General features: G+C 63.8%; 8 protein-coding genes. All 8 read left to right on the top strand.

The window, feature by feature from the left end:
* Positions 1-9 precede the first annotated feature (9 nt).
* The 8 genes from glpX to UP10_RS15990 all read left to right on the top strand — a co-directional run bounded on the left by glpX (position 10) and on the right by UP10_RS15990 (position 13,566).
* Positions 10-1,008: a class II fructose-bisphosphatase gene (gene glpX / locus UP10_RS16025; protein WP_044588305.1), complete on the top strand. Its 999-nt coding sequence runs from the start codon at positions 10-12 to the stop codon at positions 1,006-1,008.
* A gap of 111 nt (positions 1,009-1,119) precedes the next feature.
* Positions 1,120-1,839: a haloacid dehalogenase type II gene (locus UP10_RS16020; protein ID WP_044588304.1), complete on the top strand. Its 720-nt coding sequence runs from the start codon at positions 1,120-1,122 to the stop codon at positions 1,837-1,839.
* 55 nt (positions 1,840-1,894) lie between these two features.
* Positions 1,895-3,736, top strand: a complete 1,842-nt coding sequence (gene recJ / locus UP10_RS16015; protein WP_044588303.1) for a single-stranded-DNA-specific exonuclease RecJ — start codon at positions 1,895-1,897, stop codon at positions 3,734-3,736.
* Between the two features lie 28 nt (positions 3,737-3,764).
* The gene (locus tag UP10_RS16010) at positions 3,765-4,574 is read left to right on the top strand and encodes a glucose 1-dehydrogenase (RefSeq protein ID WP_044588302.1); all 810 of its coding nucleotides are present in this window, start codon (positions 3,765-3,767) and stop codon (positions 4,572-4,574) included.
* A 391-nt stretch (positions 4,575-4,965) separates the two neighbouring features.
* Positions 4,966-8,250 (top strand): adenylate/guanylate cyclase domain-containing protein, encoded by a 3,285-nt coding sequence (locus tag UP10_RS16005; RefSeq protein ID WP_044588301.1) that lies wholly within the window; start codon positions 4,966-4,968, stop codon positions 8,248-8,250.
* A 332-nt stretch (positions 8,251-8,582) separates the two neighbouring features.
* Positions 8,583-10,652, top strand: coding sequence for a hydantoinase/oxoprolinase family protein (locus tag UP10_RS16000; RefSeq protein ID WP_044588300.1), 2,070 nt, complete (start codon positions 8,583-8,585; stop codon positions 10,650-10,652).
* Complete coding sequence (locus tag UP10_RS15995; RefSeq protein WP_044588299.1) at positions 10,649-12,286, top strand: hydantoinase B/oxoprolinase family protein; 1,638 nt, start codon at positions 10,649-10,651, stop codon at positions 12,284-12,286. The genes UP10_RS16000 and UP10_RS15995 overlap by 4 nt, the downstream gene beginning before the upstream one ends.
* 38 nt (positions 12,287-12,324) lie before the next feature.
* Entirely contained in the window at positions 12,325-13,566 is a 1,242-nt protein-coding gene (locus UP10_RS15990) for an ABC transporter substrate-binding protein (RefSeq protein WP_044588298.1), read from the top strand.
* Positions 13,567-14,253: the final 687 nt, after the last annotated feature.

Genomic DNA, 14,253 nt, shown 5'->3' with positions numbered 1-14,253 from the left:
GAGTACGCCATGTCGACCCATATTTCCGTTCCGCCGCAGATGCTGCTCGAGCGCATCCTGACGCTTGAAATCGTCCGGGTGACGGAGCGCGCGGCGGTGTCGGCCGCTCGGCTGCGCGGCCACGGCCAGGAGAAGGCCGCCGACAAGGCCGCGGTCGACGCGATGCGGCGCGAGCTCAACAAGCTGCCGATCGAAGGCACGATCGTGATCGGCGAAGGCGAGCGCGACGAGGCGCCAATGCTGTTCATCGGCGAGAAGGTCGGGCTCAACGCCGGCCCCAAGGTCGACATCGCGGTCGATCCGCTCGAAGGCACCACGCTGTGCGCCAAGAACATGCCCGGCTCGATCGCCACCATGGCGATGGCCGATGGCGGCACGCTGCTGCACGCGCCCGACGTCTACATGCAGAAGATCGCGATCGGTCCGGGCTTTGCCAAGAACGTGATCGAGCTCGACGCGCCGCCGGCGGACAACGTTCGGCGCCTCGCCAAGGCCAAGGGTGTCGATCCCTCCGCCATCACCGTCTTGGTGCTCGACCGTCCGCGCCACGCCGACATCATCAACAGCGTGCGTTCGACCGGCGCTGCGGTGCGTATCATCACCGATGGCGACGTCGCCGGCGTGATTCACTGCGCGACCCCGGATGACACCGGCGTCGATATGTATATCGGCACCGGCGGCGCGCCCGAGGGCGTGCTGGCGGCGGTCGCGCTGCGCTGCATCGGTGGCCAGATGCAGTGTCGCCTGATCCTCGACAGCGAAGAGAAGCGCGCGCGCGCCCACAAGATGGGCGTCACCGACCCGAAGATGATCTATGGCATCGAGGATCTGGCGAGGGGCGACTGCCTGTTCGCCGCCACCGGCGTCACCACCGGTTCGTTGCTCTCGGGCGTGAAGTTCAGGAAGGACGTGATCGAGACCGAGACGGTCGTAATGCGCTCCGTCACCGGCACCGTGCGCTACATCAAGGCCGAGCACCGTCAGCTGGAGAAGTTCCACCTGGATTGATGCCGTCATTCCGGGGCGTCCGAAGGACGAGCCCGGAATCTCGAGGTTCCGGATTCGATGCTTTGCATCGCCCCGGAACGACAACCAAAAACAAAAACACGGGAGACCAACATGTCTGATATTTCCGGGGTCAAGGCGCTGGTGTTCGACGTGTTCGGAACGGTGGTCGACTGGCGCACCAGCCTGATCAACGATTTCAGCAAATGGTCGGAGACGCGGGGCATCAAGGCCGACTGGACCGCGCTGGTCGATGGCTGGCGCGCGGTCTATGCCGCGTCGATGGACGAGGTGCGCAAGAACCCGCAGAACGGCTACGCCATGCTCGACACGCTGCACCGCCAGTCGCTCGAGAAGCTGGTCGCGCAGCTCGGGATCAAGGGGCTGACCGAGGCCGACCTGCATCATCTGACGCTGGGCTGGCATCGCCTGCATCCGTGGTTCGACAGCGTCGCAGGCCTGACCCGGCTGAAGACCAAATACATCATCTCGCCGCTCTCGAACGGCAACGTCGCGCTGCTGACCAACATGGCAAAGTTCGCCGGGCTCCCTTGGGACCTGATCATGTCGGCCGAGCTGTTCGAGCACTACAAGCCCGATCCGGAGACCTATCTCGGTGCGGCCAAGCTGCTTTGCCTGGCGCCGGAGCAGGTGATGATGGTCGCCGCGCACAATTACGACCTCAAGCACGCCCAGCGGCTCGGCCTGAAGACAGCGTTCGTGGCGCGCCCGGCCGAATATGGCCCGCTGCAGAAGGTCGATTTCGAAGCCACTGGCGACTGGGACATCGTCGCCAAGGATTTCGGTGGGGTAGCCGACCGAATGGGCTGCTAGCGCTGGCTTGCGAATCATTGAGGCGTTACCTTTCGTGCCTAGCTCGGAAGGCATCATGACACTTCCCGCATCCGCATTCCCCGTCGAGGCGCCGCCGGCGTTCCTCGGCGTGACGCGCTCGTTGACCGGAAAGCTCTGGCGCGATCGGCTCGATGCGCGCGGCGCGGCGCGGGCGCTTGCCATCGTCCAGCGACATAACTTGCCGGAGATGCTGGCGCGGGTGCTGGCGGGGCGCGACGTCCAACTCGACGCAGTCCAGGATTTCCTCGATCCGACCATCCGCAAGCTGATGCCCGATCCCCACACCGTGACCGACATGGAGGCCGCGGCGCGTCGTATCGCGGATGCGGCTGCACGCGGCGAGACGGTTGCGATCTTCGGCGACTATGACGTCGACGGCGCGACCTCGGCGGCATTACTCGCCTGGCATTTGCGCCATTGCGGGCTCGATCCGCTGATCCACATCCCCGACCGCATCTTCGAAGGCTACGGACCGAACACCGATGCCGTGCGCGCGCTGGCGGCGAAGGGCGCGACGCTGCTGGTCACCGTCGATTGCGGCACCACCAGCATCGAGCCACTGGCGGAAGCCAAGAAGCTCGGGATGTCGGTCGTCGTGATCGATCACCACCAGACCGGCGATGAGCTTCCCGTGGTCGATGCGCTGGTCAATCCGAACCGGGCCGACGATCTCTCGGGGCTCGGCCATCTCGCGGCCGTCGGCCTCGTGCTGGTGACGCTGGTCGCCGTCAATCGCGAGCTGCGTCAGCGCGGCTTCTGGAGCAGCGAGAGGCCGGAGCCGGATCTGCTCGGCATGCTGCATCATGTTGCGCTTGGCACCGTCGCCGACGTCGCGCCATTGACCGGGCTCAATCGCGCCTTCGTCGCCAAGGGGCTGATCGCGATGCGCCGCCGCGACCATGTCGGCCACACCGCGCTGATGGATGTGGCGCGGCTGAACGGGCCGCCCGAAGCCTGGCATCTCGGCTTCATGCTGGGACCGCGCATCAACGCCGGCGGCCGCATCGGACGCGCCGATCTCGGCGTCCGCCTGCTGCTCGAGGGCGACATCTCGGAGGCCGCGCGGATCGCAGCCGAGCTCGACCGCCTCAACGGCGAGCGGCGCCTGATCGAGCAGGCGGCCGAGGCGCAGGCCGAAGCCGAGGCGCAGGCCTCGCTCGGGCTCGAGGACAAGGGCGCTGTCATCGTCACCGCCGCCGAAGGCTGGCATCCCGGCGTGGTCGGGCTGGTGGCGTCGCGGCTGAAGGAAAAATTCGCGCGTCCGGCGTTTGCAATCGCGCTCGAGCCGGGCGGTATCGGCACCGGGTCGGGGCGCTCGATCGGAGGCGTCGATATCGGCAAGGCGGTGCGGCAGGCGGTGCATGATGGCCTCCTGATGAAGGGCGGCGGCCATGCGATGGCGGCCGGCGTGACGCTGCGCAAGGAGAAGCTCGCCGAATTCCGCGCCTTCCTGGAGAACGCGCTCGCCGCCGACGTCGCCAATTCGCGCCACGAGAACGAGCTGTTCATCGACGGCGCGGTGAGTGCGCGCGCGGTGACGCCGGAATTTGCCGCAATTCTCAATCGCGCAGGTCCCTTCGGCAGCGGCAATCCGGAGCCGGTGATCGCGCTGCCGTCGCATCAGCTGGTCTACGCCGACGAGGTCGGGCAGGCGCATCTGCGGCTGCGCTTCAAGTCCGGCGACGGCTCCATCGTCAACGGTATTGCATTCCGCTCGGTCGGGCAGAAGCTCGGCAACGCCTTGACGCAAAATCGCGGCCAGCAATTGCATGTGGCGGGCTCTCTCGCGGTTGACCGTTGGCAAGGCACCGAACGTGTGCAATTCCGTGTGCTCGATGTCGCGGTGCCGGATCAGGGCCCGGCGGTCATCCGATAAGATCAGATAAGAAAAATTGGGAGTGGACATGTCGGGACAGGTTGAAGGCAAGGTCGCGCTGGTGACCGGCGGTGCATCAGGCATTGGTGCTGCGATCGTGGAATTGCTGGCGCAGGAGGGCGCGACCGTCGTTGCGACCGATATCGACGAGTTGAACGGGCCGGAGCTCGCCGCTCGCCTCAAGAAGGCCGGGCGCGACGTCAGCTTCCTGCAGCAGGACGTCACCAGCGAGGAGCGCTGGGTCGAAGTCGTCGCAGACATCGGCAAGCGCTTTGGCCGCCTGGATATCATGGTGTCGAACGCCGGCATCGGCATCGGCGCGCCATCGATCGTCGAGATGTCGCTTGCAGATTGGCGTCGGCAGACCGCGATCAATCTCGACGGCGTGTTCCTGTCGGTAAAACATTCCCTGCCGCTGATGCGCAAGCACGGCGGCGGGTCGATCATCATGATGTCGTCACTCGCCGGCCTGCGCGGTGCGGCGACCCTTGCAGGCTATAGCGCGACCAAGGGCGGCGTCCGGCTGTTTGCCAAGTCGATCGCGATGGAGTGCGCCCAGATCGGCGACGGCATCCGCGTCAACTCGGTGCATCCTGGCATCATCGACACGCCGATCTGGGGCAAGATCCCGACCGGGGCCACCGGCGCCGGCCAGAACGCGCCGATCGATCCGGAAGAGCGCGCAAAATTCGCGACGCCGCTCGGCCGCGCCGGCCAGGCGATCGAGATCGCGCAGGGCGTACTGTATCTCGCTTCCGATGCGTCGCGCTATGTGACGGGGACGGAACTCGTGATCGATGGCGGCATGAATGCCGGCGGGGTGGTGCGGCGGGCATAAGTCTCCGTCATTGCGAGCGAAGCGAAGCAATCCACGCTTCAGCATATGCAGAGCGACGTGCGCTCGCCTCTCAAACGGGTGGGACGGTGATATCCACACACTGATTTATAACTCCGAGAAACAGAAATATTGTCGTGCGGAAGCTTGACAGCTTTTTTGCTGATTTGCCCGTCCGAGTTGTTTTGTCGCACCCGGACAAGTTATTGCAGTCGAAACCGGCCAGTCGGGCCGGTCTTGCGATGTCCGTTGATTGTGGCAGACGGGAAGAAGCGGGCGGGCGTCAAACCGGCGCGATTGGCCCGAAACGGTCATTTGCTACCAAAATGCTTTAACAAATCGTGGTCCGAGGCTAGCCTGTCGATATTCTGGATCCGCAGGTTGGGCATCAACCATGGATATTCGGGAATGGCTGACAGCATTGGGCCTCGCCCAATACGCGGCGACGTTTGCTGAAAACGACATTGATTTCGCCATTCTCGGCAAACTCACTGAAGCGGACTTGAGAGAGCTCGGTATCGCTTCTCTTGGCCATCGCAAGCGTTTGCTGGCCGCAATTGCAGAGCGGAGTGTGACAACCGCGCCGAGCCCGGAACCTGCCGATGGCCTGCCGGCAGGGGACCGCCGGCAAGTGACCGTGCTTTTCGCTGATCTCTGTGGCTTCACCGCAATGTCGCGAATGCTCGATCCTGAAGAGGTCCGAGAGCTGGTAGGCCGCTATACCACGCTCGTCGACGGTATTGTCGTCGGATATGGCGGTACGGTCGACAAGCACATTGGTGACGCTGTGATGGCGCTTTTCGGGGCGCCCCGCGCGCATGACGATGATCCGATGCGCGCTGCTCGCGCCGCATTGGATATCCATGAGGCACTCGGCAAGATGAGCTTGAACGCCGTCCGGCCGCTCCAGGCCCATGTCGGAATAGCCAGCGGCGAAGTGGTCGCCAGCCTTTTGGGGCGCGCCGACGCGAACGACTACACGGTTCTCGGCGATTCAGTCAATCTGGCGGCACGCCTTGTGGCCGCTGCCGGCCCTGGACAGACCCTGCTTTCTGATGGCGTTTACCACGCGCTCTCCGGACGGGGCGTGTGCGACGCGCTCGGCGAAATCCAATTGAAAGGCTTTGAAGCGCCCACGCGGGCCTGGCGACTGCGTGGCCTAGCGGCTGAGCCGTTGGCTGCAACGCGCAGCTCGTTCGTCGGCCGCGAGGCCGAGCTGGAGCAGTTCAAGAGTATTCTCGGCGTGTGTCTTGCGCGGCGGTCCGGTCAAGTTGTCTACGTGCGCGGCGAGGCGGGCATCGGCAAAACCAGATTGGTCGAGGAGATGCGACGTTTCGCCGAGGCCACAGGTCTCGTTACTCATCGCGGCCTTGTTCTCGACTTCGGGGTCCGCAAAGGACAGGACCCGATCCGCGCTTTACTCCTGAGTTTGCTCGGCCTGACGCCATCTTCCGAAGCGGAATCACGACACCGTGCGGCCGAACGTTTGGTCGCTGACGGAGCGGTCGCGCCTGAGCGGATGGTTTTTCTTCATGACCTGCTTGACCTGGAGCAAACCGGCGAGTGGCGTACACTTTACGACGCCATGGACAACACCGCTCGTAACCGCGGCAAGCGCGAAGTGGCAGCGGCACTCGTCGCCCGCGGCTGCAACAGTGAACCCATGCTATTCATTGTGGAGGATCTCCATTGGGCTGATCCACAGGTGCTCGGGCATCTTGCGGCGTTTGCAACGGCCGTAGCCAACGGTCCCGGCCTTCTGGCTATGACTTCGCGTGTCGAGGGCGACCCGCTCGACGCCGCGTGGCGCGCAAGTTGCCGTGGAACACCATTCGCGACCATCGATCTCGGTCCTCTGCGAGGAGACGAGGCGTTGAGCCTGGCTGGGAGGTTCATCGACGCTAGTCATTCTGTCGCGCTCGCATGCATTGAGCGCGCGGGCGGCAATCCGCTCTTTCTGGAGCAGCTTCTGCACAACGCCGAAGAAGGCAGCGAGGATGCCGTCCCCGCATCCATCCAGAGTCTGGTCCTCGCGCGCATGGACCGATTGGCGCAGCGTGATCGGCAGGCGTTTCAAGCTGCCGCGGTTATCGGCCAGCGTTTTGATCTCGCCCTGCTGCGTCACCTCGTCGACAGACCGGACTATGTCTGCGACGGCCTCATTAGCAACGCGCTGGTCCTTCCGGAGGGTGATGATTTCCTGTTCGCTCACGCGCTTATTCAGGAGGGAGCCTACTCCTCCCTGCTTCGATCCCGTCGGCGGGAATTGCACCTTCGGGCTGCAAAGTGGTTCGCAGGACAGGACCTTACGCTGCACGCGCAGCACCTCGATCGCGCCGAGGACGCCGGGGCCGCCGAGGGGTACCTCAGAGCGGCCACTGCCCGGCGCGCGGCATTTCATGTCGATGCTGCGCTCCGGCTGACCAATCGAGGCATGGAGGTCGCGCAAACCGATGCCGACCGCCACGCCCTGATCTGCCTCAAGGGCGAACTGCAGCGCGATCTCGGAGATATCGCTTCGTCCGTCACAACCTATCGGCTGGCAATAGCCGCCTCGCCCGACGAGGTTGCCATGTGTCAAGCGCAGCTGGGATTGGCGGAGGGTCTTCGGGTGAGCGAAGGCCTTGAAGAAGCACTCAATCTACTTGCGGACGCGCAGCGCACGGCCCAGCGCCACGATATGGTGGCCGAACTCGCACGCATCCACCACTTGCGGGGCAACATCTACTTTCCGCTTGGCAACATCGACGGTTGCCGTCAGGAACATGAAAGGGGCCTCGGCTTTGCGCAGCGCTCGGGCTCTCCGGAAGCAGAGGCGCGCTCGCTCGGTGGCCTTGCGGACGCAGCGTATGCGCAGGGCAAGATGCGCAGTGCGTTCGACCACTTCAGCCATTGCGTAGCGCTGAGCCGGCAACACGGATTCGGTCGCATCGAAGTGGCCAACCGCTCCATGGTCGGGTTCAGTCGCATCTACCTCAACGAGGTACGGCAAGCAAAAGAGGACGGCGACGCTGCTGCCCGTACCGCTGCGCTCGTCGGACAGCCCCGCGCCGAACTGCTCGGCGAAACCCTGGGCGCGTTCGCCTGCTATGAACACGGCGACTTCGATTTGACGCAGGCCTACCTGGATCGAACGCTGCGTCTTGCCCGACAACTTGGTGCGCGGCGCTTCGAGGCACAGGGACTCGAAATGCAGGCGCGGATTCTGCTTGATACTGGGCGACGCGCGGAAGCTGCCGAAATGTTGCGAGAGGCGTTGGCGATTTGCCGAGAAGGAGGAGCGCAGTTCTGCGGACCAAAGGTCACAAGCGCCTTGAGCCGTGCCGTCACCGACCGGGCGGAGCGCGCCGCGCTGCTTGCCGAAGGCAAGGACATGCTTGGCCGAGGCGCTGTCGGGCATAACCACCTGTGGTTCTACCGCGACGCCATCGAGGCACTGCTGTCGGCTGGCGACGGAGCTGAGGCCCTTGCGTACGTGGCCGCGCTTGAGAACTATACACGCGCCGAACCACTGCCCTGGTCGAAGCTATTTGCCATTCGTGGTCGGCTTCTCGCCGGCGCTGCGCGAGGCAACATTGATGGCGGCAGGCGAGAGGACCTCGTTCGAATTCAAGCCGCGCTTCATGACGCTGGCCTGAAGGCTTTTCTAGCCCCCATCGAATCCGCGCTTGTGAATTGATGCAGCGCTCCCGTCGGTACGCCATTTCAGTTTCCGGCACGCTTGAGACGTGGATAGCCGGTCTGACGGTGTCCCGCCCAACCCGAGATTGATATCCACGACCGCGGCCTGCAAGGCGCGTACCTTCGAACTCGTCCTGGCCGCCCTGCTCGTTAAGCATGGTCCTATGACATCTGCACCGGTCCTCCGGGCCTGCACGGCACATGAATTGCAGGGATTGCTGCATAGACCCAAGCGCGGCTGGCGGCTCATCCGTGCGGCGCCTCAAGAGAGTTGATAATGCAGACGGACACGCGCATCAGGTGCTCGCACACGCGGTTGGATATCGATCGATGAATGCCTCCACCAAACCTGTCCGGATCGGGGTCGATATCGGCGGCACCTTCACTGACTTGCAGATCTTCGATGCGCGCGACGGCCGGATCGTTGCCTACAAGCTGCCGACGACACCGGAAGATCCGTCGATTGCGTTGGTCGAGGGCATCAAGACCGCCGGCCGACGCTACGGCTTTACCTTGTCTGATGTCGGCTATCTCATGCACGGCACCACCATTGCCACCAATGCGGTGCTCGAGCGCAAGCTGCCGGCGGGGGCTTTGGTGACGACGGCGGGTTTCGAGGATGTGCTGGAGATCGGTCGCCACTACCGTCGCGAGGTCTATTCGATCCATCCGCAGCCGGTCCCCGCGCTGATCCCGCGTAACAGGCGCTTCGGCTTTCACGAGCGAATGCGCTTTGACGGCACCGCCGAACGCGTGCCGACCGAGGCCGACATCGATGCCGTCATCACGCAATTGGCCGCAGTCGACATCGAAACGGTCGCTGTCGCCTTACTCCACGCCTACGCCAATTCCGATCACGAGCAGCGTCTTGCCGATCGCATCCGAAAAGCGCTGCCGAGGCTCGACATTTCACTGTCGTCGGTCATCAGCCCGGAAATCCGAGAATATGAACGGACCAGTACGACCGTGCTCAATGCGCTTTTGCAGCCCGTTGTCCGCGCGTACATCGACCGCCTTGACGTACGCATGCGCACCGAGGCGTTCGCTCCGCATCTCCTGATCGTGCAGTCGAACGGCGGGGTGTGTACGCCGGCCACCGCCGCTGCTGAGCCGGCCCGTCTGTTGTTGTCGGGCCCGAGCGGTGGGGCAATGGCCGCGCTCGAGCTCGCGCGCCAATTCGACGAGCCCAATCTGGTTGCCGTCGACATGGGCGGCACAAGTTTCGATGTGTCGGTCGTCCGCGATAACAGGCTCGAGATCGTCACCCTGAGCGAGATCGACCGGCTGCCCGTACGCCTGCCGATGATCGAGATTCGCACCATCGGCGCCGGCGGTGGCTCGATCGCACGCGTCAATGCGGCGAGGCAGATGACGGTCGGCCCTGAGAGCGCTGGCGCACGCCCTGGCCCGGTCTGCTACAGCCGCGGCGGCACCGAGCCGACAGTAACCGATGCGAATCTCGCTCTGGGCCGGCTGGATGCCGCCACCTTCCTCGGCGGCGCCATGGCGCTTGATCGGGATGCGGCGCGCGCCGCCATCCTGGCGCGGGCCGGGGACCCGCTCGGGTTCGATACGGATGCTGCCGCCGCGGGCATTCTCCGCTTGACCAACACCAATCTCGCGGCGGCGATCCGCGTCAGTCTGTTCGAGAAAGGGCTCGATCCGCGCGATTTCACCATGCTGAGCTTCGGCGGCGCAGGATCGGTGCACGCTTGCGCGGTGGCGGACGAGCTGGGCATCCGACGCATCATCTTTCCGGTCGATGCCAGCACGTTCTCGGCGCGCGGCGTGCTGATGGCCGATATCGAGCACGCCTTTGGCCGTTCGGGTGTGCAGCGGTTCGACGGCAGCGCCGTCGCCTGGGTGCATTCTTGTTTTGAGAGCCTCAAGGCTGAAGGTGCGGCACGGCTTGAAGCCGACGGCATTGCGCCTAACGACCGACAGTTCGAGCTCTCTGCCGATCTGCGCTATCGCGGTCAGGCCTTCGAGCTCAGCGTGCCCTGGGGCGAGATTCCGCTCGACGAGAGTGGCATCGGCGAAATTGGCCTTCGTTTCCACGCCCAGCACGCGCAACGGTTTTCCTACGCCAGTCCGGAAGATGCGATCGAGCTCGTGACCCTGCGGCTTGCAGCCATTGGACGAATGGCGCGACCGCAGATATCTGCTCAACAGCCTTCTCACACCGACAGCCCCACGGCCGGTCGCCGCAGTGTCTACGTCAACGGTCAATGGCAAGACGTAACCACCTGGCGGCGCGCCGCGATCAGAGATTCGCTCGAGATTGTCGGGCCCGCCATCGTCGAGGAAGACTATACGGCCGTTTACGTTGCACCGGGCTGGTCGCTCACGCGCGGGCGCGACGGTCATCTCGTGGCTGTCAACAACGAGGAGTTGGCATGACGACGCTCGATCCTATCGAACTCGAAGTGTTGCGTAACGCGCTCACGGCTGCGGCCGCGGAGATGGACGTCACGATGTGGCGGACCAGCCGCTCGACCATCGTGCGCGAGATGCTCGACTACTCGACGGCCATCTTCGACGCTGATGGCAACAACGTGGCGCAGTCGGCACGCATTCCGCAGCACCTCAATTCGATGGGCTATTTTCTGCGGACGATCCTCGATCGGTTCGTTCCGGCCGACCTCTGGGAAGAGGGCGACGTCATCATCTCGAATGATCCCTATTGTGGCGGCCAGCATCTGCCCGACATCGCGGCCTTCCGTCCCGTTTTCTCCGGGGGCAGGCGTGTTGCCATCGTCGGCACGCTCTGCCACCATCTTGACATGGGCGGCATGTCGCCCGGCAGTTACGCCGCCAACGCGACCGAGATTTATCAGGAAGGATTGCGCATTCCGCCCTCGAAGCTTTTCGCGAGAGGCGTGCGCAATGACGTGCTGTGGCGACTGATCGCCCAGAATGTGCGCCAGCCGGTTGCCGTCATGGGTGACCTGCAGTCGCAAATCGCCTCGCTGGGCGTCGGCGTGCGCGCGGTCGAAATCCTGACGGCGCGATACGGCGCAGACACCCTGATTGCGTCGTGTTCGGCGATGCTCGACGCATCCGAGGCCGCCATGCGCGACGTCATTCGCGCCATCCCCGACGGCGCTTACGAATTCGAGGACTTTCTCGATGACGATGGCATCGACGTGGCGCGGCCGGTGCGCATCCATGCACGGATTTCCGTGACCGGTGACAAATTGGTCGTCGACCTCTCCGGCTCGGACCGCGAGGTCCCGGGACCGATCAACGCGACGCTCGGTTCGACGTCGTCTGCTGTCTATTTCGCTATCGTCGCCGCCGCTGACCGTCCGATCGTGCCGAACGCCGGCTGCTACCGTCCGATCGAGATCGTCGCGCCCGAGGGCCTGATCGTGTCGGCGCAGCATCCCGCGCCCGTCGCGCATCGGCTTGCACCTGGTCACGTCCTGCTCAACGTTCTGTTCGGTGCTCTCGCGAAGGCGATTCCCGGTCGACTGCCGGCGGCCTATTATGCCGTCAGCTACGTCTGTTCGTTCCAGACCATGGAAGCCAGCGGTGCGCGAAAGGTGCTGGTCGAGATCGAGGTCGGGGGCTGCGGCGCGCACCCCGATGGCGACGGCGCCAGCGCGCATTCGTTCGGCATGCACAACAACGCCTCGATTCCGATCGAGATGATTGAGAGCAGCATGCCCATCACCATGGTTGAATATGGCCTCGCGCCGGGGACGGGTGGAGACGGGCGGCATCGCGGTGGCCTCGGCCTGCGCCGAGCCTGGCGCATCGACAGCCAGGCGGCGACCTTCACGGGACAGATGGATCGCTTCCACTTTCGCCCCTTCGGGCTCGATGGCGGCGAACCCGGGGCCGTAGGCCACCTCGATCTGGTACGCGATGGAAAATCGCAGGGACTGCCCTCGAAAATATCCAACATGCCGCTGCGACACGGCGACGTGATCCGGCTTGTGACCTCAGGCGGCGGCGGCCTCGGCCCGCCGAGCGAGCGGCAGGCTTCCTTGCGGCGGCGGGACCGCGAGCAGGGCTATTTGATGGAATAACGCATGTCTTGATCGTTTAACTCGGAGAGGTGAACGTTATGGATCGCAGAACGCTTCTTTTGGGCGGCACCGCAGCGCTCGCCGCCAGCACTTTGCCGGTATCCGCTCAAAACGATGGCGAGATACGCATCGGCTTTACTTACCCATTGTCAGGTGCGAACGCCCAGACCGGTGTCGATGCGCAAAGGGCGTTCGAGACCGCGGCCGAGATCATCAACAACGACTACGATTTCGACTTGCCGCTGGCGAAGGGCGTGGGTCTGCCGGGACTTGGTGGCGCCAAGCTGCGGATGATCTTTGCCGACCATCAATCCGATCCGCAGAAGGGGCGCGCCGAAGCCGAGCGCCTGATCACCCAGGACAACGTCTGCGCAGTCATCGGCACCTATCAGAGCGCGGTCGCGGTCACCGTCAGCCAGATCTGCGAGCGCTATCAAATTCCGTTTGTCTCCGCCGAAAATTCCTCGCCGAATTTGCATCGGCGCGGCCTGAAATACTTCTTCCGTCCAGCGCCGCATGACGAGATGTATTCGGCGGCGATGTTCGATTTTTTCGATGCGATGAGGAAGAAGGGCACCAAGATCGAGACGCTGTCGCTGTTCCACGAGGATACCATCTTCGGCACCGACTCCGGCAACGCGCAGGCCAAGCTTGCCGCCGAACGCGGCTACAAGATCGTCGCCGATATCAAGTACCGCTCCAACACGCCCTCGCTCTCGGCCGAGGTGCAGCAGCTCAAGTCAGCCAATGCCGACGTGCTGATGCCGTCCAGCTACACCACGGATGGCATTCTCCTGATCAAGACCATGGCCGAGCTCGGCTACAGGGCGAATGCGATCGTGGCGCAGGACGGCGGCTTCTCCGACAAGGCGCTCTATGACGCGGTCGGAGACAAGCTCGAGAATTTGATCTCGCGCAGCACCTTCTCGCTCGATCTCGCCACCAAGCGGCCGATGGTCGGCACCATCAACGCCATGTTCAAGCAGAAGTCCGGCAAGGATTTCAACGACCTCACCTCGCGCGAATTCGTGGCCCTGCTGGTGCTGGCGGACGCGATCAACCGCGCCAAATCGACCGACGGCCCGAAAATCCGCGACGCGCTGGCCGCAACCGACATTCCGGGGGAGCAGACCATCATGCCGTGGCGGCGCATCAAGTTCGACGACATGGGCCAGAACAACGACGCCGACCCGGTGCTGCTGCAATATGTCGGCGGCAAGTTCGTCACCATCTCTCCGCCGCAAGCCGCAATCGCCGAGGCGATCTGGCCGATGAAGTGAGAATTTCGCTAGAGCACTTTCGGTTCTGGTTGAATCAGAACCGAAGCTCTAGATTCTTATTTTGACGCGTTTTCTTCACGCGAACCGGTATCCACTTCGCTCGAAAACGCTCTAGGCGTCATGCAGCGCGCCGACGTCAAATCGTCGTGGCTCTGTTGGCCCGCAACGACGCTGAACTCGTCGCGGCCTGCATGAGCCAAGCGACGTGCGGGCGTGCTAGCCCGGGTATCGCTCCGCTCACCCGGGCTACGCTGGCTTCGCTCGGAAACGCTCTAGCGCTAATGCCTTGATCGCTTGAGATCGGCGAATGTAAGTCTCCCGGCAAGTTGCAGGCTGCTGCAAGTCCAGCGGGCTTTATTTGCGTACTCGCCCAAGAAGATTCTGGTCTCGAGGCAGTCCACGTAGGATTTGTAGGTGAGGTTGTCTCTGCACGTTATCGAGAAGGGTCCAAGTCCAGTTGTCCCTCCAGCCGACTCGCTACACCCAACCCAAGGTAGGCCACCGTGTGGAAGGCTTGACTCGCAACCACCGTTGCAATTGCTGGCGACCTTCTCCAGCGCGGCAATCCTGGCCAATGGTGGACCTGATCCACCCGTGGGCGTGCCGTCGTCGACCGATGACGTCTGGCGGACCGACGATCTGCGGTGAGACACCACCGTGTGTGCCACCCGCTCCGGCCTGCTTGGC

This window comes from Bradyrhizobium sp. LTSPM299 (assembly GCF_000938235.1).
In the GTDB taxonomy this organism is placed as follows: domain Bacteria; phylum Pseudomonadota; class Alphaproteobacteria; order Rhizobiales; family Xanthobacteraceae; genus Bradyrhizobium.
The sequence above is the reverse complement of the archived record's forward strand: the minus strand, read 5'-3'. Positions and strand labels throughout refer to the sequence as shown.

What these genes read in the sequence shown, in the direction of transcription:
- UP10_RS15995 (WP_044588299.1), top strand. Translation starts at nt 10,649, where the DNA reads ATGACGACGCTCGATCCTATCGAACTCGAAGTGTTGCGTAACGCGCTC.
- UP10_RS16010 (WP_044588302.1), top strand. Translation starts at nt 3,765, where the DNA reads ATGTCGGGACAGGTTGAAGGCAAGGTCGCGCTGGTGACCGGCGGTGCA.
- UP10_RS15990 (WP_044588298.1), top strand. Translation starts at nt 12,325, where the DNA reads ATGGATCGCAGAACGCTTCTTTTGGGCGGCACCGCAGCGCTCGCCGCC.
- UP10_RS16005 (WP_044588301.1), top strand. Translation starts at nt 4,966, where the DNA reads ATGGATATTCGGGAATGGCTGACAGCATTGGGCCTCGCCCAATACGCG.
- glpX (WP_044588305.1), top strand. Translation starts at nt 10, where the DNA reads ATGTCGACCCATATTTCCGTTCCGCCGCAGATGCTGCTCGAGCGCATC.
- UP10_RS16020 (WP_044588304.1), top strand. Translation starts at nt 1,120, where the DNA reads ATGTCTGATATTTCCGGGGTCAAGGCGCTGGTGTTCGACGTGTTCGGA.
- UP10_RS16000 (WP_044588300.1), top strand. Translation starts at nt 8,583, where the DNA reads ATGAATGCCTCCACCAAACCTGTCCGGATCGGGGTCGATATCGGCGGC.
- recJ (WP_044588303.1), top strand. Translation starts at nt 1,895, where the DNA reads ATGACACTTCCCGCATCCGCATTCCCCGTCGAGGCGCCGCCGGCGTTC.